Here is a 24,838-nt window from a genome sequence, read left to right as displayed (position 1 = left end):
TGCTGGATCCGCGCTGGCGCGGTTACGACCGCTGCGCCAGCGCTGTACGGAGATGATCGGCCAGTGCGGTACGCTCCACGGCTACCTGCTCGCCTCCCTGCGATCTTAACGGCTTCACCGTCACGGTGCCCGCGGCGTGCTCGTCACTCCCGAGGACCAAGGCGTAGTGGGCGCCGAGGCGATCGGCCCGCTTCATCTGCGACTTGAAGCTGCCGCCGCCACAGTGCTGGACCAGGCGCAAGCCGGGCAGCTCGCCACGCAGCGCCTCGGCCAGTTGCAGCGCCGGCCCCACCAGTTCGTCGCCCCCGACGATCAGGTAGGCATCGGGTCCGGGCGCGGCGGGGGCCTCCTCGCGGGCCTCCAGCAACGCCACCAGGCGTTCCAGGCCCATGGCCATGCCGATGGCCGGGGTCCCGCGCCCCCCCAGCTGCTCGACCAGGCCATCGTACCGGCCCCCGGCGCAGACCGTGCCCTGGGCACCGAGATCGTCGGTGATCCACTCGAACACGGTGTGCGTATAGTAATCGAGCCCGCGCACCAGTCGCGGATTGTGCTCGTAGGGGATGCCCAGCGCATCGAGGTGCGCGCACAGGGCATCGAAATGGGCGCGGGAGGCCTCGTCGAGGTCGTCCATCAGGCTGGGGGCGTTGACGACGATCGCACGGGTTTCCGGGTGCTTGCTGTCGAGGATGCGCATCGGGTTGTCGTAGAGCCGACGCTGCGCCTCCTCGTCCAGGGCCTCCCGGTGCTGTTCGAAATAGGCGATCAGATGGTCGCGGTACCGGCGGCGGCTTTCCGGCGTCCCCAGGGTGTTCAGCTCCAGGCGCACGTTGGCCAGCCCCAGCATGCGCCACAGGCGCGCGGTCATCGCCAGCATCTCGGCGTCCACATCCGGCCCCGGCAGACCGAAGACCTCGACCCCGACCTGGTGGAACTGGCGGTAGCGCCCCTTCTGCGGCCGCTCGTGGCGGAACATCGGCCCCAGGTACCACAGCCGCTGCACCTGATTGTGCAGCAGCCCGTGCTGGATCCCGGCGCGCACGCAACTGGCCGTGCCCTCGGGACGCAGGCTCAGGCTGTCGCCGTTGCGGTCATCGAAGGTGTACATCTCCTTCTCGACGATGTCCGTGACATCCCCGATGGAACGCTTGAACAGCTCGGTCGCCTCGACGATCGGCATGCGGATTTCATGGTAGCCGTAGCCCTCCAGGACCTCGCGCAGCGTGTCTTCCAGGTGCTGCCAGACGTGAATGGACTCGGGCAGGATGTCGTGCATCCCGCGGATCGACTTGATCGCTTTCATGATGTCTTTTCTTGTACGTGATGGCCGCGCGGGCAGATCCCGCGTCAGCCTTCCAGGTCGAAGCGCGCGGTGCGGTCGCTCCGGATATGCGGCTCGAGATCGACGGGCGTGCCATCCAGTGTCAGCGAGACCCCCCCGGCGTTGCCGAGGATCACACGGCCTGGCAATTCCAGGCGCAGCGTCTCGCGATCCCCCGAACTGAGAACGCCGGTCAGGACGACCTCGTCAGCGGCGTCGCGGATCTCCACCCAGGAGGTTTCGGAGAACTCCAGCACCAGCTCGGCGCCCTCAACGGAAGCCGGGGGCGCCTCGGACGGCGCTTCCATCTCCGCCTGTGACGCCACATCGGGCGTGGCCGGTTCTTCGGGTACCACTACGCGTTCGGTCAGGGACTCGGCCGTGACCGTGACGGCCTCGCCGTCCTCGGTACCCGCGTCGGGGGTACCCTCGCCCGCCTCGATGGGCCCGGTGGGCTCGCCTTCGGCGGCCTCGGCCGCCGCGCTACCCTCCGCTCCGCCCTCGGTCGGGAGCGCTTCCGGGGGCACGGCTTCACCATCCGGCACCCCGGCCGGTTCTTCGTCCGTCAACGCCGGATCCGCAAGCCCCTGTACAGCTTCCCGGGCGTCCCCAAGGTTGATGGACGGCAGGCCGAGCGCGCCCGTGCGCTCGTTCCAGGCATAGACCCCGAGCCCCAGCAGGGCCACAAGCAGCAACAGTGCCAGCCAGTAGATCCCGCGGCTGCGGCGGCGCCGGCGTGCCCGCGCCGAGGGGGTCGCAACCGCCTGCAGCTCGGGATCCACCAGCCCGTGCCGTTCGAACGACTGGATCCAGGGTCCCGCATCCACCCCCAGCTCGCGGGCACAGGAGCGCAGGTACCCGCGTACGTAGGCCGGCGGCATGTGATGAAAGCGATTGGCCTCGAGATCTTCCAGTGTGCCGCGCCCGAGGTGGATCCGACTGGCCAGGGTCGCGGTATCGAGGCCTGCGGCCTCGCGGGCACGGCGCAGACTCGCACCGGGCTCGTTCTCGCCCCCGGGCGTCTCTGCCTCGGCCTCGGCGGGACGGTCGCGCGTGGTCAGGCCGTGCGCGGCCGAGAACGACGGCTCGGGGTCCGGGTCGCTCCCCTCGGTACGCAGGGGGGCGACGTTGGTGGTCGAATCGTCGACCTCGTCGACCCGCCCCAGGTCCGGTTCCTTATCGCGCGGATCGCTCATCCTTCACGCTCCAGACGCCGCAACTCGGTCATCTCGTCGCTGTCCGGATGCTGACGGCTCAGGCGCTCGGCACAAGCATTGGCCGCGCGGCTGTTCCCCAGCGCGGTTTCGGCCTGGTAGCACAGCAGAAGGGTCTCGGCGCTCTCGATGCCCTGGCTGTCCAGCCGCTGCAGGAAGGCGCGGGTCTGCATCGGCCGGCCGTCCTGGTAGGTCAGCCGGGCCATCTCCAGCAGCGCGCGGGGATAGCCGGGATTGATCTCCAGCGCTTGACGGAGCTGGCGCTCCGCCTGCTCGGTATCGCCCGCATCGGCGTGGCAGACGCCGGAGTTCATGTAGGCGATGTCGCGGCGGTCATAATCCGGATTGTCGATGGCGCGCGCGAACAGGGCCTGCGCCTCGTCGAATTCCTCGCGGCTGCACAACAACGCCCCCAGGTTGGTCTGGGCGAAGGGGTTGCCCTCGTCACGGCGCAGGGCCCGGCGGTAATGTTCCTCGGCGCGATCCAGCTGGCCCTTGCGCTCGAGGACCGCGGCCATGCCGATATTGGCCAGGGCATCGCCGGGGTCATAGTCCAGCGCCCGACGCAGGTTGCGTTCGGCCTGTTCGAACTCGCCCTCGCGCAGATACCCGATCCCGAGCTCGGCGTGCACCTCGGCGGCCTCCTCGCGCTCGCCGGACACCGGCCGGTCGGCCGTGGCGGCACAGCCCCCCAGCACCAGCGCCAGCGTCAACGCCGCGGCGAGGCGCCAACCCGCGCGTCCCGTCATGAAGCCCTCCGATCCGTCTGTGGCAATTCGGCGTGCAGGCGGAACATGCGCATCCCGCGATTGGTACGGTCCTCGACCTGGCCCACCAGCTGGCCGCAGGCGGCATCGATGTCATCCCCGCGGGTACGCCGCACGGTGGTGACGTAGCCGGCCTTTTGCAGCCGTCGTTCAAAGGCCAGCACATCGGCCTCCCGCGGGCGGTCGAACGGGGCCCCCGGGAACGGATTGAACGGGATCAGGTTGATCTTGCCGGGAATACCGCGCAACAGTCCGGCGAGCTCGTTGGCATGTTCCGGCTGGTCGTTGACCCCGGCCAGCAGCACGTATTCGAAGGTCACGCCGCTGTGGGCATCGGTCGCCTCCACATAGCGGCGACAGCTGTCCAGCAGCTCGGCGATCGGGTACTTGCGGTTGATCGGCACTAGACGGTCGCGCAGCGCATCATTCGGCGCGTGCAGACTGACGGCCAGCGCGACATCCGTGTGTTCGCTCAGACGATCCAGCGCCGGCACCAGACCGGAAGTGGACAGGGTCACGCGCCGCCGGCTCAGGCCGTAGGCGTTGTCGTCGGTCATGAGCTGGCAGGCCGGCACGACCGCGTCGAAGTTGGCCAGCGGCTCGCCCATCCCCATCAGCACCACGTTGCTCACCGCCCGCTTGCGCCCTTCCGGCGCCGGCAGGCGCTGCATGGCCAGCCACACCTGGCCGATGATCTCGGCGCTGGTCAGGTTGCGGTTGAAACCCTGCTGAGCGGTGGAACAGAAGGTGCAGTCGAGCGCGCAGCCGACCTGGGAGGAGATGCACAGCGTGCCGCGCCCGCCCTCGGGGATGAAGACGGTCTCGATGGCATTGCCGTCGGGGAGCCGCAGCACCCACTTGACGGTGCCGTCGGCGGAGGCCTTTTCCAGCCCGATCTCGGGGACGCGGATCTCGGTCTCGCGCGCCAGGCGCTCGCGCAGCTTGCGCGAGACGTCGGTCATCTGCTCGAAGTCGGTGACCCCGCGCTGATGGATCCACTTGACGAGCTGGGTGGCACGAAAACGCGGTTCACCCCACTGCGCCAGCAGCTCGACAAGCTGTTGGTGGCTGTAGCCCAGCAGATTCAGGGGGGTGGAGGATGCGCTTGCCATATCAGGGACCGGTTGGCTCAAGTCCCCTAGTGTACTGTGCCGAAGGGATGCCTGCCTACGGGGCCCGGCGCGCGGTGCAACCGGGCCCCGCAGCACATGCGGTGCGGACCGTCTTAGCGGGTGCGCGGGCAGACGCCGTCGTCACCGAAGAAGAAGGCGATCTCGCGCTCGGCGGTCTCCGGGGCATCGGAGCCGTGCACGGCGTTCTCGTCGATGGATACGGCGAAATCGGCGCGGATGGTGCCCGGGGCCGCTTCCTTCGGGTTGGTCGCGCCCATGATGTCGCGGTTCTTGGCGATGGCGTCTTCGCCTTCGAGGACCTGAACCAGCACCGGGCCGGAGATCATGAACTCAACCAGATCGTTGAAGAACGGGCGCTCCTTGTGCACGTCGTAGAAGCCTTCGGCCTGTTCGCGGCTCAGGTGCATCATGCGCGCGCCAACGACCTTCAGGCCGGCCTTCTCGAAGCGGCCGATGATGTCGCCGATCGCGTTCTTGGCAACGGCGTCGGGCTTGATGATGGAAAGGGTGCGTTCAACGGCCATGGGGCGGCTCTCCTGCTACTTGGATGGATGTCATTCGCCGGGCCCGTCTGTAAACGCGAGAACCCGCCGTACGGCGGGTTCCCAACGCAAAACGACGCGGACACAACGTGCGGCGCGTAGTCTAGCGACCTCCCACGCCCACGGCAATCCTCCGCCGCAAACCCCGATTTCACCACGAAGCACACGAAGGCACGAAGAAGGTCAAGGTCGGTTGAACCACGGAGTTCTCGGAGGACACGGAGCCAATGGATGAAAAACACCAAAGTACTGGGCTGGGGCGTCAACCAAACCCGAAAGCGGATGGTGCTTCAACGCACTTCCCTTCTCTGTGTCCTCTGTGTTCTCAGTGGTGGAAAAGGGTTTCGCCCTTGAATTTCTTCGTGCCTTCGTGAGCTTCGTGGTGAATAAACGCCCTTGAACGCCGAAGCGCCCGGTCAGTCGTCGACGTCGGCCTCGTCCATCCAGGCGGTCTGGATCGCCTCGAGGATGCGCTCGCCGGAGCGGTTGGGGTCATCGTCGAAGTCCGGCAGGTTCATCACCCACTGGCGCAGGTCCACGAAGTTGATGTTGCGCGGGTCGACGTCCGGGTGTTCGTCGGCCAGCTGCATCGCGATTTCCTGGGTATCGGTCCACTTCATCGCCTTTCCCTCGCTCAGTGGTTCTCGGAGACCTGATTGATGGTGTACTTCGGCAGTTCCACCACGAGGTCCGTGTCCGCGACGATCGCCTGGCAGGACAGCCGCGAGTCCGGCTCCAGGCCCCAGGCCTTGTCGAGCATGTCCTCTTCGTCCTCGGTGGCCTCCTCCAGACTGTCCAGCCCCTCGCGCACGTAGACGTGGCAGGTCGTGCAGGCACAGGACTTCTCGCAGGCGTGTTCGATCTCGATCCCGTTTTTCAGGGCGAGATCGCAGATGCTGATGCCCGGCTCGGCCTCGATGGAGGCCCCCTCCGGGCAGATTTCCTCGTGGGGCAGAAAGATTACCTGGGGCATGGTGTCAGTTCCCTGCGTCGTATTCGCTAACGTTGTGTCCGGCGAGCGCGCGCCGGATGCTGTCATTCATGCGCCGCGCGACAAAGGCCTCGGAGGCCTGCTCCACGCGCTTGCGCGCCGCCTCGATGGCGTCGGGGTCGGCCCCCTTCTCGCGTTCGGCGCGCAGGGCGTCGCGCGCCTGCTCGATGGTCTGGCGTTCCGCGGCCTCGAGGTAGCGGTCACCGTCCGTCTCCAGCGCGGCGTCCAGCGCCTCGAGCACGCGGTCGGCCTCGACCTGTTCCTCGCGCAAGCGCCGCGCCTCCATGTCCTCGCGCGCGGAGGAGGCGGAATCGCGCAACATCTGCTCGATCTCGGAATCGGTCAGGCCGTAGCTCGGCTTGACCTCGATATGCGCCTCCACACCCTGGGTCTGCTCGCGTGCCGTTACGTTCAGCAGGCCGTCGGCGTCCACCTGGAAGGTCACGCGGATGCGCGCCGCGCCCGCGACCATCGGCGGGATGCCCGACAATGTGAACCGGGCGAGCGAGCGGTTGGCATCGACCACATCGCGTTCGCCCTGCACCACGTGCAGCGACATCGCGGTCTGGCCGTCCTTGAAGGTGGTGAACTCCTGCGCCCGCGTGACCGGGATGGTGGTGTTGCGCGGGACGATGAACTCGACCAGCCCGCCCATCGTCTCCAGCCCCAGTGACAGCGGGATCACGTCCAGCAGCACCAGTTCGGTATCCGGCTTGTTGCCGGCGAGGATGTCCGCCTGCTGCGCGGCCCCGATCGCGACCACGCGGTCCGGGTCGATGCCGGCGTGCGGGGTGCGGCCGAAGAATCCCTCCACCGCCTCACGCACCGCCGGCATGCGGGTGGAACCACCGACCAGTACCACCTCGTCGATGGCGCCAGGCTCCAGACCGGCATCCTCCAGCACCTGCCGGCAGGCGGCCATGGTGCGCTCCAGCAACGGCCGCGCCAGCTCCACCAGGGTGTCGCGATCCAGCTCGCCGGACCAGGTGGCGCCATCGGCGCGCCCGACCTCGACCGGGGTGCTCGCGGCATCGGTCAGGGCCTCCTTGGCCTGGCGGGCGGCCAGCAGCACGCGGCGCAGGCGCTGCGGATCGGTCTCTCCGGCCATGCCGGCCTGGTTCAGCAGCCAGTCGGCGATGGCGCGGTCAATGTCGTCGCCGCCCAGGGCCGAGTCGCCGCCGGTCGCCAGCACCTCGAACACCCCGCGGCGCAGCTGCAGGATGGAGATATCGAAGGTCCCGCCGCCCAGGTCATAGACGGCGATGGTGTTCTCCTCGCCTTGGTCCAGTCCGTAGGCGACAGCCGCCGCGGTCGGCTCGCTGATCAGGCGGAAGACATTCAGGCCGGCCAGCTGTGCGGCGTCCCGCGTGGCCTGGCGCTGGGCATCGTCGAAGTACGCGGGCACGGTGATCACCACGCCTTCGAGTTCGTCGCCCAAGGTCTCCTCGGCCCGCTGGCGCAGGGTATGCAGGATCTCCGCGGACACCTCCACCGCCGTCTTGTCGCCCGCGGCGGTCTCGATGCGCGGCACGCTGGACTCGCCGGTCTTCAGCCGGAACGGCAGCTCGCCGGACAGCGTGGCGACGTCCGCCGCGCCGCGCCCGATGAGCCTTTTGACTGAGGCGATGGTGTTGTGCGGGTCATCCGCGGCGTGCTCGGCAGCCGCATGCCCCACGCTCACCGCATCCGCGGCATAGTGCACCACCGACGGCAGGATATGCCGACCCTGTTCGTCGGGCAGCGTGTCCGCCTCGCCGCTGCGCACGGTCGCGACCAGCGAGTGGGTCGTGCCGAGGTCGATCCCGGCCGCGAGATGGCGCTGGTGCGGCGCGGACTCGGCTCCGGGTTCGGTGATCTGCAATAACGCCATCGGGTATTCGGCTCCTTCACACGGGCGCGGCGGGTGCTACTTGCCGCGCGCCAGGTTCTGTCGGGTTCGTTTCGTTTCTTCCAGCAGGCGATCGAAGAAGCGCAGCTCCAGCACCCGGTCCTTGGCATCCGGCGCCGGGGTCCCCGGCTCCTTCAGGGCATCCGCCACCTTCGCCCGTGCCTCGGCGCGGGCCTGCGCCAGCTCGGTCGCGACCGCTTCCAGTCCGGCCGCATCCCCGCTCGCCGCGGTCTCCTCCAGGCGTTCACGCCATTCGATCTGCGCCTCGATGAACTCGATGTCCTGACTGGTATCGCGTTCGGGGTCAAAGGCCACCCCGGTCCGTTCCAGCAGGTGCACCGCCCGGCGGTAGTCGTCACCCAGGATCGCGTAGGCCTCGTTCACGTCGGCCGCCACCGCCGCCGCCATGCGGCGCGCCTGGTCACCCTGGCGCACGAAGCGGTCCGGGTGCAGTTCCGCCTGCAGGCGACGAAAGCGCTCGTCCAGCTGTTGCCGGTCGACCTCGAAGGCCACCGGCAGGTCAAACTGCTCGAATGGGTCGTTCATTGCGTCCCTTGCGACGGGCTTGCAAAAGAAAAGGGGTGGTACGACAGCCACCGGGGACGTATCCCCGGGCAACCGCCATGCACCACCCCGCGTGCGAGGCTCAGTCAGATGCTGAAGCTTTCACCGCAGCCGCACCGGGCCTTCTCGTTCGGGTTGTTGAACTTGAACCCCTCGTTCAGGCCTTCCTTGCCGAAGTCCAGCTCGGTGCCATCCAGGTACACAAGGGACTTCGGGTTCACGACCAGCTTCACGCCGCGATCCTCGAAGACCGTATCGGTGTCCTCGATATCGTCGGCGAACTCCACCACGTAGGCCATGCCGGAGCAGCCGGTCGTCCTGACGCCCAGCCGAACGCCCACACCCTTGCCCCGCTTCTCGAGGAAGTTGTGGATGCGTTCGGCCGCGGGTTCGGTCACTGTAATCGCCATAGAGCCCTCAGGCAGATTTCTTCTCGGCTTCCGCGGCCTGGCCGTGGCGCTCCTGGTAGTTCGACACCGCCGCCTTGATGGCGTCCTCGGCCAGCACGGAACAGTGGATCTTCACCGGCGGCAGGGCCAGCTCTTCGGCGATCTGGGTGTTCTTGATCTGGCTCGCCTCTTCCAGGGTCTTGCCACGCACCCATTCGGTGAGCAGCGAGCTGGAGGCGATCGCCGAGCCGCAGCCGTAGGTCTTGAACTTGGCGTCCTCGATGATGCCCTCGTCGTTGACCTTGATCTGCAGCTTCATCACGTCGCCGCAGGCCGGGGCGCCGACCATGCCGGTGCCGACCGTGTCGTCGTTCTTGTCGAAGCTGCCGACGTTGCGCGGATTTTCATAGTGGTCCAGAACCTTGTCACTGTACGCCATGACCGTTCTCCTGTTGCGTGTGTACGCGTTGCGTTAGTGGTGTCGAGCGGGCCCCTAGTGGGCCGCCCACTCGACGGTGCTCAGATCGATGCCGTCCTGGTACATCTCCCACAGCGGGGAGAGCTCGCGCAGCTTGGCGACCGCGGCGCGCACGATCTCGACCGTATGGTCGATCTCCTCCACGGTGGTGTAGCGACCGATGGAGAAGCGGATCGAGCTGTGTGCCAGCTCGTCGTCGCGGCCCAGTGCGCGCAGCACGTAGGACGGCTCCAGGCTGGCCGAGGTGCAGGCCGAGCCGGAGGACACCGCGATGTCGCGCAGCGCCATGATCAGGCTCTCGCCCTCGACGAAGTTGAACGACACGTTCAGGTTGTGCGCGACACGCTGTTCCTGGTCACCGTTCAGGTAGACCTCTTCCATGCCGTCGAGACCGGCCCAGAGGCGGTCGCGCAGCATGCGCACGCGCTCCAGCTCGGGACCCATCTCGGCACCGGCGATCGCGAACGCCTCGCCCATGCCGACGATCTGGTGCGGCGCCAGCGTGCCGGAGCGCATGCCGCGCTCGTGGCCACCGCCGTGCATCTGGGCCTCGATACGCACCCGCGGCTTGCGCCGCACGAACAGCGCACCGATGCCCTTCGGACCGTAGGTCTTGTGCGCGGAGAAGCTCATCAGGTCTACCGGCAGCTTCGACAGATCGATCGCGACCTTGCCGGTGGACTGCGCGGCGTCCACATGGAACACGATCCCGCGCTCGCGGCACAGGTTGCCGATCGCCTCGATGTCCTGGATGACTCCGATCTCGTTGTTCACGTGCATCACCGAGACCACGATGGTGTCGTCACGCATCGCGTCTTCCAGCTCCTGCATGTCGACCAGGCCGTTTTCCTTCACGCCCAGGTAGGTGACCTCGAAGCCTTCGCGCTCGAGCTGGCGCGTGGTGTCCAGCACAGCCTTGTGCTCGGTCTTCACCGTGATGATGTGCTTGCCCTTGCGCTGGTAGAAGTGCGCCGCGCCCTTGATCGCCAGGTTGTCGGCCTCGGTCGCACCGGAGGTCCAGATGATCTCCTTCGGATCGGCGCCCACCAGCTGGGCCACCTGGCCCCGGGCGTTCTCGACCGCCTTCTCCGCGTTCCAGCCAAAACTGTGGCTGCGCGAGGCCGGGTTCCCGAACAGCCCGTCCTTGGTCAGGCAGCCCGCCATCTTTTCCGCCACGCGCTCGTCGACCGGCGTGGTGGAGGAATAGTCGAGATAGATCGGCAGTTTCAGGTCACTCATGGGGCGTTAGCTCCTCTCCGCGGCCGCCTCGGCGGCCGCATGGCTTTTGTCGGTCGAGGCCTGCAGGGAGGCGCCGTGCATCACGACCTCCTGCACACCGTCTTTTTCCATTTGTTCGCGGTGGCGCTGCAGCACATCCGCCAGCGAGCGGGTACTGAGAAAGTCGTAGACCTGCTGGCTCAGATCGGTCCACAGGTCGTGCGTCAGGCAGCGCGAATCGGAATTGCAATTGGCCTTGCCACCGCAGCGGGTCACGTCCACCGGCTCGTCCACCGCCACCACGATATCGGCGACGCTGATGCCTTCCGGCTCGCGGCTGAGGGCGTAGCCTCCGCCCGGCCCGCGGCTGCTGTTCACCAGTCCCTTGCGGCGCAGCCTGGAAAAGAGCTGCTCCAGATAGGACAATGAGAGCTTCTGCCGGCGCGCCACCTCGGCCAGGGATACCGGCCCGTTGCGGGTGTGCATCGCCACATCCAGCATGGCGGTCACGGCGTAGCGGCCTTTGGTCGTCAGTTTCATGGTTGAGTGCACTTGTCGGTCATTTGCCGGCAAGCTTAGCAATACCTGACAAAAACGATCAAGTATTCCCCTGCTGTTTACGTTCTTGTTCGCTCGTGGCGGCTCCCGGGACCTCGCATTCGTCCGGCTCCAGGCCCTCCAGATCGCAGGCCTCCAGCGGGCCGGAATCGTCTTCGCCCAGGGCCTCGCCCGGATCGATCCCGGCGCGCTTGAGCGCCTGGCAGGCCCGCTCCATGCGTTCGTCCAGGTCGTGCACACGCTGAACGATACGGTGGATCGCGTTGGCCACCGGGTCGGGCATGTCGCGCGACAGGCCGTAGGCATCGAAGCCCATGCGGTCGGCCATCTGCTGGAATCGCGGATCGGGCTCGGGCCGTGGCCCGATGACCCGGGCCGGGATGCCGACCGCGGTCGCATCGGCCGGCACGTCCTTCAGTACCACCGCGTTGGAGCCGATGCGCGCATGGTCGCCAACGTGGATCGGGCCCAACAGCTTGGCACCCGCCCCGATGACCACCTCGTTGCCGAGCGTCGGGTGGCGCTTGCCCCCCTCCCAGGTCGTGCCGCCCAGGGTGACCTGGTGATAGATCGTGCAGTCGTCGCCCACCTCGGCGGTCTCGCCGATCACCACGCCCATGCCGTGGTCGATGAAGAAGCGCCTGCCAATGGTCGCACCGGGATGGATCTCGATGCCGGTGAGCCAGCGGCTGAAGTTGCCGACCACCCGGCCCAGCCAGCGCAGGCGATGCGTCCACAGCCAGTGCGCGAGGCGGTGATACCACAGGGCATGCAGCCCGGGGTACGCGGTCAGCACCTCGAAGGCGTTGCGTGCCGCCGGGTCGCGGTCAAACACGCAGCGAATGTCCTCGCGCATCCTGTCAAACATCGGCCGGCCTCATTCCTGAGTCTTGCACTAAGGTATCACGCGTCCCGCGCGCGCCCTCAGCGGCCCCTTTCCGTGTGCGTCAATATACCGCGCAGCATGCGCACCTCGCTGGCGCTCAGGCCGGCCCGCAGATACAGGTGGCGCAGGCGGCGCATCAGGTGGCGCGGGTTGTCCGGATCGAGCACGTCGATAGTGGTCAGGGCCTGCTCGAAATGCCGGAACAGCCCCTCCATCTCCGCCTGGGTCGCGGGCGGGTCCCGCTCCACCCCGGTCGGCTCGGCTCCGGACACGGCGGGTGCTTCGCCATTCAGCGCCGCCATGCGCAGCGCGTAGGTCATCACCTGAACGCTGCCGGCCAGATTCAGGGAGCTGAAATCGGGGACGGTGGGTATCTGCACAAAGGCATTGCAATGATCGAGTTCGGCGTTGGTCAGACCGCTGTGCTCGCGGCCAAAGACCAGAGCCACCGGCCCCTCGGCGGCGTTTCCCAGCGCCTGCCCGGCCGCGACATCGGGGCCCAGGACCGGCACCGAGTGGGTGCGCAGACGGGCGCTGGTCCCCACCACCCAGACACAGTCGCGGATCGCGGCGGCGAGGTCCTCGACCACGCGCGCACCCGCCAGCAGATCGTCCGCGCCCGAGGCCAGCGCCGTCGCGTCGGCATGCGGGAACCGCTCCGGCGCCACCAGCACGAGGTCGGTCACCCCCATGGCCTTCATCGCACGTGCGGCGGAACCGATGTTGCCCGGGTGCGTCGTGCCCACCAGCACGACCCGCACCCGACCGAGGCGTTCTTCCATTCCCGGGGCCCTGTATTGAACGGTGCGGGATTGTACACGCGCACGGTCACGACTTCCCAAGAAAGAGCCGCTTGTGTATTGTTCGCGGCCTTCCCGCGGCGCGCCACAGGCGCCCGCCGGACACCCCGCAGAACACCAGGAGACCCCCATGCACCCCATGCTGAACACGGCGGTATCGGCGGCCCGCGAGGCCGGACGCATCACCACCCGCGCCTGGGGCCGGCCGGATCGCATGAATACCCGCGAGAAGGCCCGCAACGACTGGGTTTCGGACGTCGACCTCGCGGCGGAACAGGCGATCGTGCAGACCCTGCGCCGCGCCTATCCCGATCACGCGATCATGGCCGAGGAAGGCGGCGAGCAAAGCGGTGCCGACGCCGATTTCGTCTGGATCATCGACCCGCTGGACGGCACCACCAACTACCTGCGCGAGATCCCGCAGTACGGCATCTCCATCGCGCTGAAGCACAAGGGACGGCTGGAACAGGCGGTGGTCTACGACCCGCTGAAGGAAGAGCTCTTCACCGCCACCCGAGGTGCCGGTGCCTTCCTCAACAGCCGCCGCATCCGGGTCTCCGAGCGCAAGGACCTCAACGGCGCGCTGCTGGGTACCGGCATCCCGTTTCGCGAGGGCCAGGACCTGGAGCGCTACCTCAGCAGCCTGCGCCACCTGATCCCGGGCACGGCCGGCGTGCGCCGCCCGGGCTCGGCCGCGCTGGATCTGGCCTGGGTCGCCTGCGGGCGCTTCGACGGCTTCTGGGAGATGGGCCTGCAGCCCTGGGACATGGCCGCGGGCCTGCTGCTGGTGCAGGAAGCCGGCGGCGTGGTCAGCGACTGGCAGGGCAACCCGGACGTGATGCGCCGCGGCGACGTCGTCGCCGGCAACCCCAAGGTCCTCAAGGCGATGCTCCAGCGCCTGCACAAGGCCGAAAAGGAAGCCTCCGCCCGCTCCGACGCCTGAAGGGCCTGTTGGGTCACCACGAAGCACACGAAGGCACGAAGAAGGTCAGATGCAACTAACAGGAAGGTTAGAAGATAGGAAGGAATTTAGTTTGGATGAATGACCCCGGAAACGGGCAAATCGCCACCAGAAATCGTTCCTTCCAGCCTTCCCTTCTTCCTGTTAACCGCCCTTGACCTTCTCCGTGTCCTCTGTGCGCTCTGTGGTAATACAGCCCTTCAGCGATCGCGCTGCTGCAGCCAGAGGATCAGGCGGGCGTGGTGGTGCGGGTCGGACTCGATGGCGCGCCCCGGGCGCAGGTCGTATTCCGCGAACGCCGCATCCACCGCCTCGCTGGCATCACGCCACTCCGCGCTGAGACGGAAGATCAGGGTCGTCGGCGACGGCCGGTGCACCGCCGGATGGAAGCGCTGCGAGATCATCCCCGGCAGCGGCGGCTCCGGCTCCGAGCGGAAGCCGTCGTCATCGCGGAAGCGTTCCCAGGCCGCCTCCAGCAGTGCCAGCGCCGGCCCCTGCTCGCCCTCGCCCGTGGCGGCCTTCCAGTCCCGCAGGCCGCGCGCGACAAAGGCGTAATCATTCAGCGTGGCCGTCCCGGCCTGATCCGCGGGCAGCCCCATCAGCGTGGGCAATTGGTCGGGATCGGAAGCGACCTCCAGCAGCCAGCCGTGCACCGCCGCACCCGCCTCGCGGAAGCGCTCGTCATGCTGCGCCCCCTCCGCGAGGGCGGAGAGCAGCAGGCCATGCGCCCCGGTCAGGACCTTTTCGTCCCGCGGCAGGCCGCGCGCCTCGCGCGCCCGGATCAGCATCTCGCGCCCGGCGTTCACCTGCTCGCGAACCTCCGCCTCGTCCAGGTCAAAGCGCTCCGCCAGGGCCTCGACCCCCGCGCCGCGCCGGGGCAGGTAGCCGAGATCGAACACGGAACTCCCCTCCATGCCGAACCACGCGCGCACCAGGTCCGGGTAGTCATGGTCCGCCAGCGCGGACTCCAGATCCGCCTCGGGCCACAGGTAGGCACCCCCCTCACGCCCTTCCTCGTCGACCGCCGACAGGCTGGAGGCGAACCCGCGGAAACCACCCTCGGCGGTATCCGCCTGCTCGCCGGTCTCGTCCTCGCGCAGGGCCATGTCGCGCTTGACGAAGTCGAGGTTCTCCAGCCCCAGCTCGATCCAGTCTTCGCGACCGAAATGCTCACCGGCCCGTAGATACAAAAGCGCGAGCTGGGCCTGATCCTCCAGCATCACCTCGAAGTGGGGCTCGTTCCAGTCCGGCGACTCGGAATAGCGGAAGAAACCTCCCCCCAGCACGTCGCGCAGACCGGAGTGGGCCATCTCGTCGAGCGTGATTTCCAGGAACTCGCCGACCCAGCCAGGCGCGGTGCCCGCCTGCACGGCCTCCAGCATCGCGTGCAGATACGGCGAATGCGGGAACTTGGTGGAGCTGCCGAACCCGCCCTGCAGGTCGTCGGCCTCGCGCTCCAGGCGACTCCACAACACCTGCGGCAGGCGGCCGGCACGGCTTTCCGACAGGGGCTCCTCGCCCGCACGCAGTTGCTGGGTCAGCTCGTCACTGCCGCGCCGCGCCAGATCGACCAGCCGGTCGTAGTCCGCCTCCAGGCGTTCGGTAATGCCGTCGAGGAACTCGGCGAACTGATCGCGCGGGGCATAGACCACGCCGGTCAGTGCATGCCCCTGGGGCGTAACCACCACGTTGAGCGGCCAGCCCGCGCTCCCGGCGGTGGCGCGCTGAAACTCCAGCAGGTAGCTGTCCAGCGCCCCGTCGACCTCGCGATCGACCTTCACCGGGATGAAATTCTCGTTCAGCCGCTCGGCAATGCCCTCGTCCTGGAAGCTCTCTTCCTGCATGACATGGCAGTAGAAGCAGGAGTAGTAACCGCTGGAGATCAACAGCGGCCGCCGCTCCTCCCTGGCCTGTTCCAGCAGGGCCGGATCCCAGGCCCGCCACTGGACGGGGTCGTCCGTGTGCAGCCGGAGGTAGGGCGAGATGCTGTCGGCCATCTCGGGGTTGGCCTGCGCCACGCCGGGCATCGCGAGGGCTGCGACCAGCAGCGAAACAACCAGACCGGCCCGGCGATTTTCCGGCGTTGCAAACATGTGACCCTCCAGCAGCATCTAGAAAAGGTTGCTACCCTTTGGGACGCGAAGACCGGAAAGGTTCATCCCTGCAGCCCAATGGTCTCCACGGATCGCATCCGGGATCCGGCACTTGTACATGCGCTGTATAAATGTCGTACAATTTATTCATGGCGAGCGCAACGCACATCGAACTTCAAGACGAAGAAGGCCTGTACCCGATCCGGCACGTGTGCGCGGAGACGGGCATTAACGACGTGACGCTGCGCGCCTGGGAGCGTCGCTACGGGCTCATTCGTCCCATGCGCACGCCCAAGGGCCATCGGCTCTACAGCCCCGGCGATATCGCCCGCATCAAGCGGATCATGGAACTGCTGGACCAGGGCATCCCGGTCTCCCAGGTCCACCGGGTTCTGGACGACGAACCCACAGCCGCCACTCCCCGCCCGGATCCGGACGCGACCGAAGACGCCCCGGACACCACCACAACGCCCCGTCATCGCGACAGCCCCGGCCCCGGGATTGCACCCCACACCATGGACCCGGTTGCCGAGGCACTGTACGACTCGGTCACGGATCTGGATGCAGGGGAGCTGGATCGCGTCTACGCCCGGCTGGTCATGCGCCACGGCTGGAATGGCGTGCACGAAAGCGCCTTCCTCGAGGTGTACCGCCGCCTGCGCGAGGAATCCCGACACAATGCCGAGGGCGAGGTCCGCCTGGCGGTGTTCGCCGCCTGGGCCACGGCGGCATTCGCGGACCAGCTGCGCTCGGCCACGCGCGCCTGCGACGACCCGTCCTACCCCTGTCTGGTCCTGGGCGGCGGGCACCAGCAGGTCGGCGGACTGCTGCTGCAGCTTGCCTGCGCCCGCCACGGCCTGAAGACCCTGCCCCTGTTCGACGCCACCAGCCCCGAGGGTCTGGAGACGCTGATGCGCCGTCTGCGTGCCCCGGCGCTGATCATCCATGGTTCCTCGCAGTTGATGCGCAGCCCCGAACTGCCCCGGGTGGAGGCCATCCTCAACCAAGCCGGACCGCCCTGCTACCTTGCCGGCTCGGCCGCGCTGGAGCTTTCCAAGGTCAAGCACGGCCGCACGGTGGAGGTTCTGCCCGGACCGCCGCTGGAGGCCGCCGCACGACTCTCCCGGCACCTGCCCCAGTAGCCGCCGCGCGCGCCTCCCGGCTCAGTGGCCACCTCCGCCGCGTCCGTGCGCACCCTCCTGGTTGTGCTCGGCGACCAGCTCGCCCCCGACCACCCGGTTCTGCAGGAGCTGGACCCCGACCGGGATGCCGTGTGGATGGCCGAGGTGGCCCACGAATCCCGCCACGTCCTCTCGCATGCGGCCCGCACCACCCTGTTCCTGTCGGCGATGCGCCACTTCGCCCGGCAGCTCCGCAAGGCAGGCCTGAGCGTTCACTATCGCCATCTCGGGGAGCACCCCGAGCCAACCCTGGGCGAGGCCCTGGACACCGACCTGGAACGGCTCCAGCCGACCCGGGTGATCGTCCTCCAGCCGGGGGAACATCGTGTATGCCGTCAGCTTGAGGCCACCTGCCGCACCCGGGGCGTGCCACTGGAGGTCCGCGAGGATCCCTGCTTCCTGGTATCGCAGACGACCTTCGAGCAATGGGCCGGGACGCGCAAGCAGCTGCGCATGGAGTACTTCTACCGCCAGCAGCGAGCCGCCCTGGGCATCCTGATGAATGGCGACGAACCCGCCGGCGGACAGTGGAACTTTGACGCCGACAACCGCGGACATTTCGGCCGGGACGGGCCCGGCCTGCTGCCACCCCCCGTCGCCTTCGAACCCGACAAGATCACGCGCGAATGCCGGGATGCCGTCGCCCGGTATCTGCCGGAACTGGCGGGCCAGACGGATGCGTTCGACTGGCCGGTCACCCCGGAACAGGCACAACAGGCCCTGGCCGACTTCATCCAGCACCGCCTGCCCCTGTTCGGCACCTATCAGGACGCGTTGTGGACCGACCAGCCGTGGCTCTATCACGCCCGCCTGTCCGCCGCGCTCAACCTGCACCTGATCCATCCGCGCTCGGTGATCGACGCGGCGGAACAGGCCTGGCGCGACGGCCATGCGCCGCTCCCCGCGGTCGAGGGGTTCATCCGGCAGATCCTCGGCTGGCGCGAATACGTGCGCGGGCTGTACTTCCACTTTGGCGAGGCCTGGCACGAATGGAACGCCCTGGAGGCGGATCAGCCGCTGCCGGCCCTCTACTGGGATGCCGACACCTCCATGCAGTGCCTGCACCAGGCCGTGGGCCAGACCCTGAAACGCGGTTATGCGCACCATATCCAGCGACTGATGGTCACCGGGCTGTTCGCCCAGCTCCTGGGCGTGCGCCCGGCCGAGATCCACGCCTGGTATCTGGGTATCTACGTCGACGCCGTGGAGTGGGTGGAACTCCCCAACGTGGTCGGCATGTCGCAGTATGCCGACGGCGGCCGCATGGCCTCCAAGCCGTACGTCGCCACCGGCCGCTACATTCAGCGCATGAGCAACTACTGCCGGCACTGCCCGTTCGACCCGGCCGAAGCCCTCGGCGCGAAGGCCTGTCCGTTCACCACGCTCTACTGGGACTTCCTCGACCGTCACCGCGAGCGCTTCGCCCGCCACCCGCGCACCGCGCTGCAGTGGAAGCACCTCGAGAAGATGGACCCCGAACGCCTCGAGGCCATCCGCGCCCAGGCCCACCACATCCGCAACACACTCGCGCAGGGAGACCGTATTTGATGCCGCGCCCCGGCCCCACCCTCGTCTGGCTGCGCCGCGACCTGCGCCTGGCCGACCAGCCTGCCCTGCACGCCGCCAGCGAGCGCGGCGGGCCGGTCATCCCGGTGTTCATCCATGCCCCGGAGGACGAGGCGCCCTGGCAACCGGGGGCCGCATCCCGCTGGTGGCTGCATCACAGCCTGCAGGCGCTGGACCAGGACCTTAGCAAGAACGGTTCGCGCCTGATCCTGCGCGCCGGCCCCGCCCTTGACACCCTGCGGACCCTGGTACGCGAGACCGGTGCCACTGCCGTCTACTGGAACCGCCTGTACGACCCCGCCCGGGTCCTGCGCGACCCGGAGATCAAGGCCGGCCTGCGCGCCGATGGCCTCGAAGTCCACAGCTTCAATGCCCACCTGCTGGTCGAGCCCTGGGAGGTCGAAACCGGCCAGGGCCGGCCCTACAAGGTCTTCACCCCATTCTGGAAGGCCTGCCTGCACCGCGGCATTGATCGCGACCCGCTGCCCGCGCCCAACGACCTGCCGCCCCCCGAAGCCTGGCCCGCCAGCCTGCGCCCGGAAGACCTCGGACTCCTGCCCGAGATCGACTGGGCCGGGGGCCTGCGCGCCGCCTGGACGCCCGGGGAGGACGCGGCCCACCAGCGGCTGACGCAATTCCTCGACGCCGCGCTGCACGCCTACGCCAGCGAACGCGACCGCCCGGACCATGACGGTACCTCGCGCCTGTCACCGCATCTGCACTTCGGCGAGCTCTCCCCGCGCCAGATCCTGCGCGCCCTGCGCCAGACCGGCCTGCATCCGGACCACGGAGGACCCGAGGCCTTCGTGCGCGAGCTCGGCTGGCGCGACTTCGCCCATCACGTGCTCTATCACTTCCCCCACACCCCGGAACGGCCGCTGAACCCGCGCTTCGAGGCCTTCCCCTGGCGCGAGGACGCGGCGGACCTGCGCGCCTGGCAGCAGGGCCGCACCGGGCTCCCGATCGTCGATGCCGCCATGCGCCAGTTGTGGGAGACCGGCTGGATGCACAACCGCCTGCGCATGGTGGTCGGCTCCTTCCTGACCAAGAACCTGCGCCTGCACTGGCAGCATGGGGCGCACTGGTTCTGGGACACCCTGGTGGATGCCGACCTCGCCGCCAACACCCTGGGCTGGCAGTGGGCGGGCGGCTGCGGCGCCGATGCCGCGCCCTACTTTCGCGTGTTCAACCCGCAAACCCAGGGCGAACGCCACGACCCCGACGGCGCCTTCGTGCGCCGCTTCGTCCCCGTACTCAAGGACGTCGAAACGCGGTATATTCACGCGCCCGGCGCCGGCGGCGCACGCGGCTATCCGGCCCCCATCGTGGACCTGAAAGCCAGCCGCCAGGCCGCACTCGAGGCCTTCCAGGCCATCAAAGACCACTGATCGAAACAGGCCCCTACCATGAGCTTCTCCGAACAGAACCTGCAGTACCCCAAGGACGTGAGCTACAACTTCAGCCGCTACGACGACACCACCCCGGTACGCGTCACCCACGAGGGCAAGCGCTTCATCGGCCAGCTGCTGAACCACGAGGCTCCCTACCGTATCCGCGTAACCGAGGAGGTCGTCAGCCCGGGCGCCTCGCGCTTCATCCCGGTACGCGAGATCCAGGTCCAGACCCTCGAAGCGGTGGAATATCTGCACAACGGCCACCACGGGCACTGAACCACTGCCGACGGCCGCGCCCGACTCCGGGCGCGGCCGCTCCCCCGGCGTCGACCCGACATCGCTGCACGCAGCGCGCGCGGGACTGCTACTCTCGTAACAGGACCTCCGCCAAAAGGGACGACTGCCATGCACCGCTTACTTGCATCTTTCCTGCTTGGTGCCCTGCTGCTCCCCGGCCTGGCACTCGCCGACAAACCCGGCGATCAGCGTGCCATTACCGGCATGGACACCGGGCGCATCCTCTGGGACATCACCATCGGCGAACCCGACCGGCTGATCGCCCGCCTGAGCGTGATCCGCGAGACCTACGACGACATGCAGCGCCAGGGCCTGGAGCCGGAGATGGTGTTTGCCTTCCGGGGCGGCGCGGCGGGGCTGATCGCCCGCTCCACCGACCACCTCGATATCGAGGACGTCTCCGCCGTGCGCCATATCCACGAACGGCTGGAGGGCCTGCTGGAACTGGACGGCATCCACATGGAGGCCTGCAGCATTGCCACGCGGCGCTTCGACCTCGAACAGGACGACCTGCTGCCCGGGATTCACCTGGTCGGCAACACGTTCCTCTCGATCATGGGCTACGAAAACCAGGGCTATGCAACCATCCGCATTGACTGACCCCGGCCGCGGAATGCCGGTACAATCAACCCGGACGGAGATGGGGCCCGCCCCTGCACCGCAAATGTGGCGGCGGCCCGGTACACGAACGCCCTGACCGGATCGCGGAAGGCCACAAACGGCCGCTGACGAAGAAGACGGGAGACCTGCTTGGCGCATATGGAAATCACGACCTTCGGCACCGTCGGCGTGCGCGTGGAGGACCGTGACATACCCGCTCTCTCCGGGACGAAACTCGGCCTGCTCCTCACCTATGTGGCGGCCGAGAGCCCGCGGCGTATCCCGCGCGAGGAACTGGCCCGCCTGTTCTGGCCCGACCTGGACGCCGACAGCGCCCGGGTCAACCTGCGCCAGGGCCTGTTCCAGCTGCGTCGCCAGCTACCCGCCGGCGACCCGCCCCTGCTCGACACGACACCCCGCTATGTGCGCTTCCAGCCGCAAGCGGACTCGCGCATCGACTTCCTCACCCTGCAGCGTGCGCGCTCCGAGCGCCGCACGACCGAGGGGCGGGAGACCACGGCACCCCCGCCGGACCTGGCCATTGTGTGCGAGTACCGCGGACACTTCCTCGAGGGCCTGCGCGCCCTGCAGGACCTGCCGGAACTATCCGCCTGGGCCCAGTCCCAGCGCGACCATCACTGGCAGAACCTGCTGGTCTTCATCGGCCACAACCTCCCCGAACTCGCCAAGCCCAACGAGGGCGAACCCCTGCTCGCCGAGCTCCACCGCCTGCTGGCCATGGAGCCCCACGACGAGACCCTGCACCACCTCCTGATGAAGGCCCTGGCGGCCAGCGGCCATCCCAAGCGCGCACTCGAGCACTATGCCCACCTGGAGGCCGAGGCCGGCAAGCCCCCGGGCGAACTGCTGGCGCGCACGCGCGAGGAAATCCTGGGCGCCGAACGCGCCGAGGCCAGCCATCAGCACGCCAGCCCCGAGGATGCCGAGCCCGCCACCCTGCGCCCCGAACGCCGTCGGGTCACGGTCGTGGCCTGCCATGTACAGCCCGATGCCGACGCCGACATCGAGATCCAGCAGCAACAGGTCAACCGCACGCTGGAGCATGTCGACTTCGTCCTGTTGAGCCACCACGGCCATGTCGTGCCCTCGCCCGGCCATGGCCTGCTCGCCTATTTCGGCTATCCCGCCGGACGCGAAGAGGCGACGGTCGACGCCGTGCATGCCGCCTGGCAGGCGCTGGAGAGCGCCCCCGGTGACTGCCAGCTGCGCCTCGCCGTGGATACCGACCTGATCGTCACCGGCGCCGACCCGGATCTGCCCGACCCCGCCGGCCAGCTCACCGCCCGCGTACACGAGTGCGCCCAGCGCGCCGACCCCGGCACCCTGCGCGTCAGCGCACCCACCCATGCCCGCGTGTCCGGCTACTTCAGCTTCCGCGAGGCGGAGGACGGCACGGGCGCCTACCGCGTCACCGGCGATCCCGGTCCGCTGGACCGCGTGGATGCCCAGACCCTGCGTGGCCTGACGCCGCTGACCGGCCGCAGCCCGGAACTGCAGGCACTGCGTGGCCACTGGGATCAGGTACTCGACCGCGACGAGGTCCGCTTCGTGCTGGTTCAGGGCGAGGCCGGTCTGGGCAAGAGCCGCCTGGCCCGCGGACTCGATCTCCAGGTCCGCGGCCAGGCCCGCTCACGCTACCTGCTCAAGTGCCGCGAAGACCGCGCCCGCCAGCTCCTGGCCCCGGTACGCCAGGCCTTCGCCACCTGGATGGGACACGACACCCTGCGCGATGCCCGAAAGCGCCGACTCGCCGGCGCCCTCAAGCATGCCGGGGTCGCCCCGGAGCTTGCGCCACGCCTGGCCCACTGGCTCACCCATCCGGACGCCGACGGCCCAGAAAGCCTCGCCCACGAAGGGCTGGACCGCGACCGCATCATCGACACCCTGGTCGAACTGGTGCAGCGGCGCGCCGCCCACGGTCCGACCCTCCTGATCTGCGACGATCTCCACTGGATGGACTCGGGCACGGCGGAGTTCCTGCGCCGGCTGTACCAGCGCCTGCAGCACCAGCCCCTGATGGCCATCCTGACCGCGCGCATGAGCTTCCGCTCCTCCTGGCGCGATCTCTCGCTGCAGCACATCCGCCTGCACGGCCTGGACGATGCCGCCGCCCGCGACCTGGTCGATCGCCTGGACCCCCACGGCCGCCTGGCCAGCGGCCTGCGCGACCAGCTGGTCGAACGCGGCGAAGGCGTGCCGCTGTTCCTCGAGGAACTCACGCGGTATGCCCTGGAGGCTGCCCGCAGCGGTCAGCTCCCGGACACCCTGCCACCCGGTCTCTCCAACCTGCTGGTCGCACGCCTGGAACAGCTGGGCAGCGCCCGGGAACTGGCCCACTCGGCCGCAGTCATCGGCCGCGACTTCGATACCCGCATCCTCAGCCGACTGCGCGGTCAGCCCGCCGACACCATCCGGCGGCAGCTGACCCGGCTGACCGGAAAGGGGTTCATCGAACCCGCCGGCATGGTGGACGGCGTGCGCTATCGCTTCCGCCACGCCCTGTTCCGCCAGGCAGCCTACGAATCGATGCTGCTGAGTGAACGCACGCGCCTGCACGGCCAGCTGGCCGACCTGATGCAGGAAGACGGCGAGAACGGCATGCAGACCGCGGACTGGGGCCGCATCGCCAGCCACCTCTACCATGCCGCTCGCTACCCCGAGGCGGTCAGCGCCTGGCTGCATGCCGGCGAGGCGGCGTTCGCGCGCGGCCTCCTGCCCGAGGCCTCGCACTACTTCGAGGATGCCCTGGCCTGCCTGGAGCGCCATCCGGCAGCTCACAAGGAACATGACCCGACGGATTTGGAACACAACACGCTGCGGGCCCTCGGCGGGCTCGGCGCGTCCAATCTGGCCCTGCTGGGCTACGGTTCGCGCACGGTCAATGACATCTTCGAACGGGCCATGCACCTGACCGCGCCGGAGCAGGATCCGGTGCAGTACTTCCGCGTGCTGTGGGGTTTGTGGCACGGCGCCGGCTCCTGGCATGGCTTCACCGAGGCCCACCGTCTCGCCGGGGAGATGGAACAGCTCGCCGAACGCTCCGGCGATCGCCTGCTGCGGGTCGCCGCCCATTACGTACAGGGCAACACCCACTTCTGGACCGGTCGCTTCGCCGAGGCCCTGGAACATCAGACCCGGGCGGTGGAGCTCTATCGCGAGGAAGACCACGCCGCCCTGGTAGCCCGGCACACCGAGAACCCGGCCATCAGCGCGCGCGGCTTCATGGCCTGGACGCTGCTCCACCTGGGGAACCACGCGCGCGCCTGGGCCGAGATGGACACCGCCTGCGAGCAGGCGGACGCACTCGGCCATCGGCCCACCGAGGCCTTCGTGCAGGCCTTCCGCGCCGTGCTCGGCTTCTACAGCGGGGATCCGGACTCCACCCTGCCGGCGGCACGCCGAACGCTCGCCATCGCGCGCGATTACGACTACCCGCTGTGGCGCGCCGCCGGCATCACCCTCGAGAGCTGGGCCCTCGCCCGCCAGGGACAAGCCGACGCCTGTCAGGCCATCGAGCAGCAGGTGGAGGCCATGCGTCACATCATGGACGGGGTCAACACCATCTTCCAGTACATCCTGCTGGACGCCCTGCAGGCCAGCGGCACCGCGGCGGACCAGCGCCTGAGCGTCGCCGACGTCGCCCTGGCCGGCTGCCGCAAGCGGGGCGACCTCGCGTTCGAAGCGCCGATCCGGCGCCTGCGCGCCGTGGCCCTGCTCGACCAGAGCCAGGGACGCGACGAAGAAGGCTGGCACGAACTCGAGCGCGCCCGCCGTATCGCCCACGAACAGGGCAACCCCAATATCGAGCGCCAGGCCCTACTGGATCATGCGCGCTACGCCACGGACCCCCAGGTGCAGTCCTGGGCCGAGCGCGAACTCCTGCGCATCAACCACTGCATCATTCCCCGCCCGCACCCGGACGAACCCCGCCAGCGCGACCCCCGCCTCGCCTGAACCGGTTCCGGTTCCACACTTG

At 68.4% G+C, this 24,838-nt stretch carries 23 protein-coding genes; 7 read left to right on the top strand and 16 right to left on the bottom strand.

All coding sequences use genetic code 11. The annotated features are described in order from the left end of the window. Positions 1-22: 22 nt before the first annotated feature. The 15 genes from hisS to F627_RS0104910 all read right to left on the bottom strand — a co-directional run bounded on the left by hisS (position 23) and on the right by F627_RS0104910 (position 12,731). On the bottom strand, positions 23-1,303 hold the full coding sequence (gene hisS / locus F627_RS0104980; RefSeq protein ID WP_018878360.1) for a histidine--tRNA ligase: 1,281 nt from the start codon (positions 1,301-1,303) through the stop codon (positions 23-25). 44 nt (positions 1,304-1,347) lie between these two features. Further along, on the bottom strand, positions 1,348-2,517 hold the full coding sequence (locus tag F627_RS0104975; RefSeq protein WP_019583446.1) for a helix-turn-helix domain-containing protein: 1,170 nt from the start codon (positions 2,515-2,517) through the stop codon (positions 1,348-1,350). After that, the gene (pilW, locus tag F627_RS0104970) at positions 2,514-3,284 is read right to left on the bottom strand and encodes a type IV pilus biogenesis/stability protein PilW (protein ID WP_018866820.1); all 771 of its coding nucleotides are present in this window, start codon (positions 3,282-3,284) and stop codon (positions 2,514-2,516) included. Before pilW ends, F627_RS0104975 begins: the two co-directional genes overlap by 4 nt. Next, positions 3,281-4,414, bottom strand: a complete 1,134-nt coding sequence (locus F627_RS0104965; RefSeq protein ID WP_018866821.1) for a bifunctional tRNA (adenosine(37)-C2)-methyltransferase TrmG/ribosomal RNA large subunit methyltransferase RlmN — start codon at positions 4,412-4,414, stop codon at positions 3,281-3,283. The genes pilW and F627_RS0104965 overlap by 4 nt, the downstream gene beginning before the upstream one ends. 113 nt (positions 4,415-4,527) lie before the next feature. Beyond that, positions 4,528-4,959 carry a nucleoside-diphosphate kinase gene (gene ndk / locus F627_RS0104960; RefSeq protein WP_017942415.1) on the bottom strand — a complete coding sequence of 144 codons (432 nt, stop codon included), beginning with the start codon at positions 4,957-4,959 and terminating at the stop codon, positions 4,528-4,530. A gap of 434 nt (positions 4,960-5,393) precedes the next feature. Then, positions 5,394-5,597, bottom strand: a complete 204-nt coding sequence (gene iscX / locus F627_RS0104955) for a Fe-S cluster assembly protein IscX (protein WP_019583445.1) — start codon at positions 5,595-5,597, stop codon at positions 5,394-5,396. Positions 5,598-5,611: 14 nt separating this feature from the next. Then, entirely contained in the window at positions 5,612-5,950 is a 339-nt protein-coding gene (gene fdx, locus F627_RS0104950) for an ISC system 2Fe-2S type ferredoxin (RefSeq protein ID WP_018866823.1), read from the bottom strand. A 4-nt stretch (positions 5,951-5,954) separates the two neighbouring features. After that, a complete protein-coding gene (gene hscA, locus F627_RS0104945) occupies positions 5,955-7,838 on the bottom strand; it encodes a Fe-S protein assembly chaperone HscA (RefSeq protein WP_019583444.1) in 1,884 nt (627 codons plus the stop codon). A 36-nt stretch (positions 7,839-7,874) separates the two neighbouring features. Next, positions 7,875-8,402, bottom strand: coding sequence for a Fe-S protein assembly co-chaperone HscB (gene hscB, locus F627_RS0104940; protein ID WP_018878363.1), 528 nt, complete (start codon positions 8,400-8,402; stop codon positions 7,875-7,877). Between the two features lie 104 nt (positions 8,403-8,506). Continuing rightward, positions 8,507-8,830 (bottom strand): iron-sulfur cluster assembly protein IscA, encoded by a 324-nt coding sequence (gene iscA / locus F627_RS0104935; protein ID WP_018875726.1) that lies wholly within the window; start codon positions 8,828-8,830, stop codon positions 8,507-8,509. Between the two features lie 7 nt (positions 8,831-8,837). Beyond that, a complete protein-coding gene (gene iscU / locus F627_RS0104930; RefSeq protein WP_018866826.1) occupies positions 8,838-9,248 on the bottom strand; it encodes a Fe-S cluster assembly scaffold IscU in 411 nt (136 codons plus the stop codon). A 54-nt stretch (positions 9,249-9,302) separates the two neighbouring features. Then, the gene (locus F627_RS0104925) at positions 9,303-10,526 is read right to left on the bottom strand and encodes an IscS subfamily cysteine desulfurase (RefSeq protein ID WP_018866827.1); all 1,224 of its coding nucleotides are present in this window, start codon (positions 10,524-10,526) and stop codon (positions 9,303-9,305) included. 6 nt (positions 10,527-10,532) lie between these two features. Next, positions 10,533-11,045 carry an Rrf2 family transcriptional regulator gene (locus F627_RS0104920; RefSeq protein WP_019583443.1) on the bottom strand — a complete coding sequence of 171 codons (513 nt, stop codon included), beginning with the start codon at positions 11,043-11,045 and terminating at the stop codon, positions 10,533-10,535. 58 nt (positions 11,046-11,103) lie between these two features. Beyond that, positions 11,104-11,931, bottom strand: a complete 828-nt coding sequence (cysE, locus tag F627_RS0104915) for a serine O-acetyltransferase (protein WP_196799349.1) — start codon at positions 11,929-11,931, stop codon at positions 11,104-11,106. A gap of 56 nt (positions 11,932-11,987) precedes the next feature. Continuing rightward, positions 11,988-12,731: an RNA methyltransferase gene (locus F627_RS0104910; protein WP_018866830.1), complete on the bottom strand. Its 744-nt coding sequence runs from the start codon at positions 12,729-12,731 to the stop codon at positions 11,988-11,990. A gap of 148 nt (positions 12,732-12,879) precedes the next feature. Between F627_RS0104910 and F627_RS0104905 the strand changes: the two genes are divergently transcribed. Continuing rightward, entirely contained in the window at positions 12,880-13,692 is an 813-nt protein-coding gene (locus F627_RS0104905; protein WP_019583442.1) for an inositol monophosphatase family protein, read from the top strand. Positions 13,693-13,910: 218 nt separating this feature from the next. Here F627_RS0104905 and F627_RS0104900 read toward each other — a convergent pair whose 3' ends face one another. Beyond that, positions 13,911-15,821, bottom strand: a complete 1,911-nt coding sequence (locus F627_RS0104900) for a thioredoxin domain-containing protein (RefSeq protein ID WP_019592810.1) — start codon at positions 15,819-15,821, stop codon at positions 13,911-13,913. 113 nt (positions 15,822-15,934) lie between these two features. Here F627_RS0104900 and F627_RS0104895 point away from each other — a divergent pair, with 113 nt between their 5' ends. The 6 genes from F627_RS0104895 to F627_RS0104870 all read left to right on the top strand — a co-directional run bounded on the left by F627_RS0104895 (position 15,935) and on the right by F627_RS0104870 (position 24,816). After that, positions 15,935-16,945: a MerR family transcriptional regulator gene (locus F627_RS0104895; RefSeq protein WP_019583441.1), complete on the top strand. Its 1,011-nt coding sequence runs from the start codon at positions 15,935-15,937 to the stop codon at positions 16,943-16,945. A 24-nt stretch (positions 16,946-16,969) separates the two neighbouring features. After that, a complete protein-coding gene (locus tag F627_RS0104890) occupies positions 16,970-18,532 on the top strand; it encodes a cryptochrome/photolyase family protein (protein ID WP_019583440.1) in 1,563 nt (520 codons plus the stop codon). Next, the gene (locus F627_RS0104885; protein ID WP_019583439.1) at positions 18,532-19,938 is read left to right on the top strand and encodes a deoxyribodipyrimidine photo-lyase; all 1,407 of its coding nucleotides are present in this window, start codon (positions 18,532-18,534) and stop codon (positions 19,936-19,938) included. The genes F627_RS0104890 and F627_RS0104885 overlap by 1 nt, the downstream gene beginning before the upstream one ends. A gap of 18 nt (positions 19,939-19,956) precedes the next feature. Then, positions 19,957-20,220 carry a hypothetical protein gene (locus tag F627_RS0104880; protein WP_018866836.1) on the top strand — a complete coding sequence of 88 codons (264 nt, stop codon included), beginning with the start codon at positions 19,957-19,959 and terminating at the stop codon, positions 20,218-20,220. Between the two features lie 129 nt (positions 20,221-20,349). Next, positions 20,350-20,841, top strand: coding sequence for a hypothetical protein (locus F627_RS0104875; RefSeq protein WP_019583438.1), 492 nt, complete (start codon positions 20,350-20,352; stop codon positions 20,839-20,841). A gap of 159 nt (positions 20,842-21,000) precedes the next feature. Next, complete coding sequence (locus tag F627_RS0104870) at positions 21,001-24,816, top strand: AAA family ATPase (protein ID WP_019583437.1); 3,816 nt, start codon at positions 21,001-21,003, stop codon at positions 24,814-24,816. Positions 24,817-24,838: the final 22 nt, after the last annotated feature.

Source organism: Thioalkalivibrio sp. ALE16, assembly GCF_000381305.1.
Classification (GTDB): domain Bacteria; phylum Pseudomonadota; class Gammaproteobacteria; order Ectothiorhodospirales; family Ectothiorhodospiraceae; genus Thioalkalivibrio.
This window is presented reverse-complemented; position numbering and strand designations above follow the sequence as displayed.

Coding starts and splice junctions, on each gene's coding strand:
- cysE (WP_196799349.1), bottom strand. CDS start 11,931: ATGTTTGACAGGATGCGCGAGGACATTCGCTGCGTGTTTGACCGCGAC.
- fdx (WP_018866823.1), bottom strand. CDS start 5,950: ATGCCCCAGGTAATCTTTCTGCCCCACGAGGAAATCTGCCCGGAGGGG.
- hscA (WP_019583444.1), bottom strand. CDS start 7,838: ATGGCGTTATTGCAGATCACCGAACCCGGAGCCGAGTCCGCGCCGCAC.
- iscA (WP_018875726.1), bottom strand. CDS start 8,830: ATGGCGATTACAGTGACCGAACCCGCGGCCGAACGCATCCACAACTTC.
- hisS (WP_018878360.1), bottom strand. CDS start 1,303: ATGAAAGCGATCAAGTCGATCCGCGGGATGCACGACATCCTGCCCGAG.
- pilW (WP_018866820.1), bottom strand. CDS start 3,284: ATGACGGGACGCGCGGGTTGGCGCCTCGCCGCGGCGTTGACGCTGGCG.
- F627_RS0104885 (WP_019583439.1), top strand. CDS start 18,532: ATGCCGCGCCCCGGCCCCACCCTCGTCTGGCTGCGCCGCGACCTGCGC.
- F627_RS0104920 (WP_019583443.1), bottom strand. CDS start 11,045: ATGAAACTGACGACCAAAGGCCGCTACGCCGTGACCGCCATGCTGGAT.
- iscU (WP_018866826.1), bottom strand. CDS start 9,248: ATGGCGTACAGTGACAAGGTTCTGGACCACTATGAAAATCCGCGCAAC.
- hscB (WP_018878363.1), bottom strand. CDS start 8,402: ATGAACGACCCATTCGAGCAGTTTGACCTGCCGGTGGCCTTCGAGGTC.
- F627_RS0104975 (WP_019583446.1), bottom strand. CDS start 2,517: ATGAGCGATCCGCGCGATAAGGAACCGGACCTGGGGCGGGTCGACGAG.
- F627_RS0104880 (WP_018866836.1), top strand. CDS start 19,957: ATGAGCTTCTCCGAACAGAACCTGCAGTACCCCAAGGACGTGAGCTAC.
- ndk (WP_017942415.1), bottom strand. CDS start 4,959: ATGGCCGTTGAACGCACCCTTTCCATCATCAAGCCCGACGCCGTTGCC.
- iscX (WP_019583445.1), bottom strand. CDS start 5,597: ATGAAGTGGACCGATACCCAGGAAATCGCGATGCAGCTGGCCGACGAA.
- F627_RS0104965 (WP_018866821.1), bottom strand. CDS start 4,414: ATGGCAAGCGCATCCTCCACCCCCCTGAATCTGCTGGGCTACAGCCAC.
- F627_RS0104875 (WP_019583438.1), top strand. CDS start 20,350: ATGCACCGCTTACTTGCATCTTTCCTGCTTGGTGCCCTGCTGCTCCCC.
- F627_RS0104895 (WP_019583441.1), top strand. CDS start 15,935: ATGTCGTACAATTTATTCATGGCGAGCGCAACGCACATCGAACTTCAA.
- F627_RS0104900 (WP_019592810.1), bottom strand. CDS start 15,821: ATGCTGCTGGAGGGTCACATGTTTGCAACGCCGGAAAATCGCCGGGCC.
- F627_RS0104905 (WP_019583442.1), top strand. CDS start 12,880: ATGCACCCCATGCTGAACACGGCGGTATCGGCGGCCCGCGAGGCCGGA.
- F627_RS0104925 (WP_018866827.1), bottom strand. CDS start 10,526: ATGAGTGACCTGAAACTGCCGATCTATCTCGACTATTCCTCCACCACG.
- F627_RS0104870 (WP_019583437.1), top strand. CDS start 21,001: ATGGAAATCACGACCTTCGGCACCGTCGGCGTGCGCGTGGAGGACCGT.
- F627_RS0104910 (WP_018866830.1), bottom strand. CDS start 12,731: ATGGAAGAACGCCTCGGTCGGGTGCGGGTCGTGCTGGTGGGCACGACG.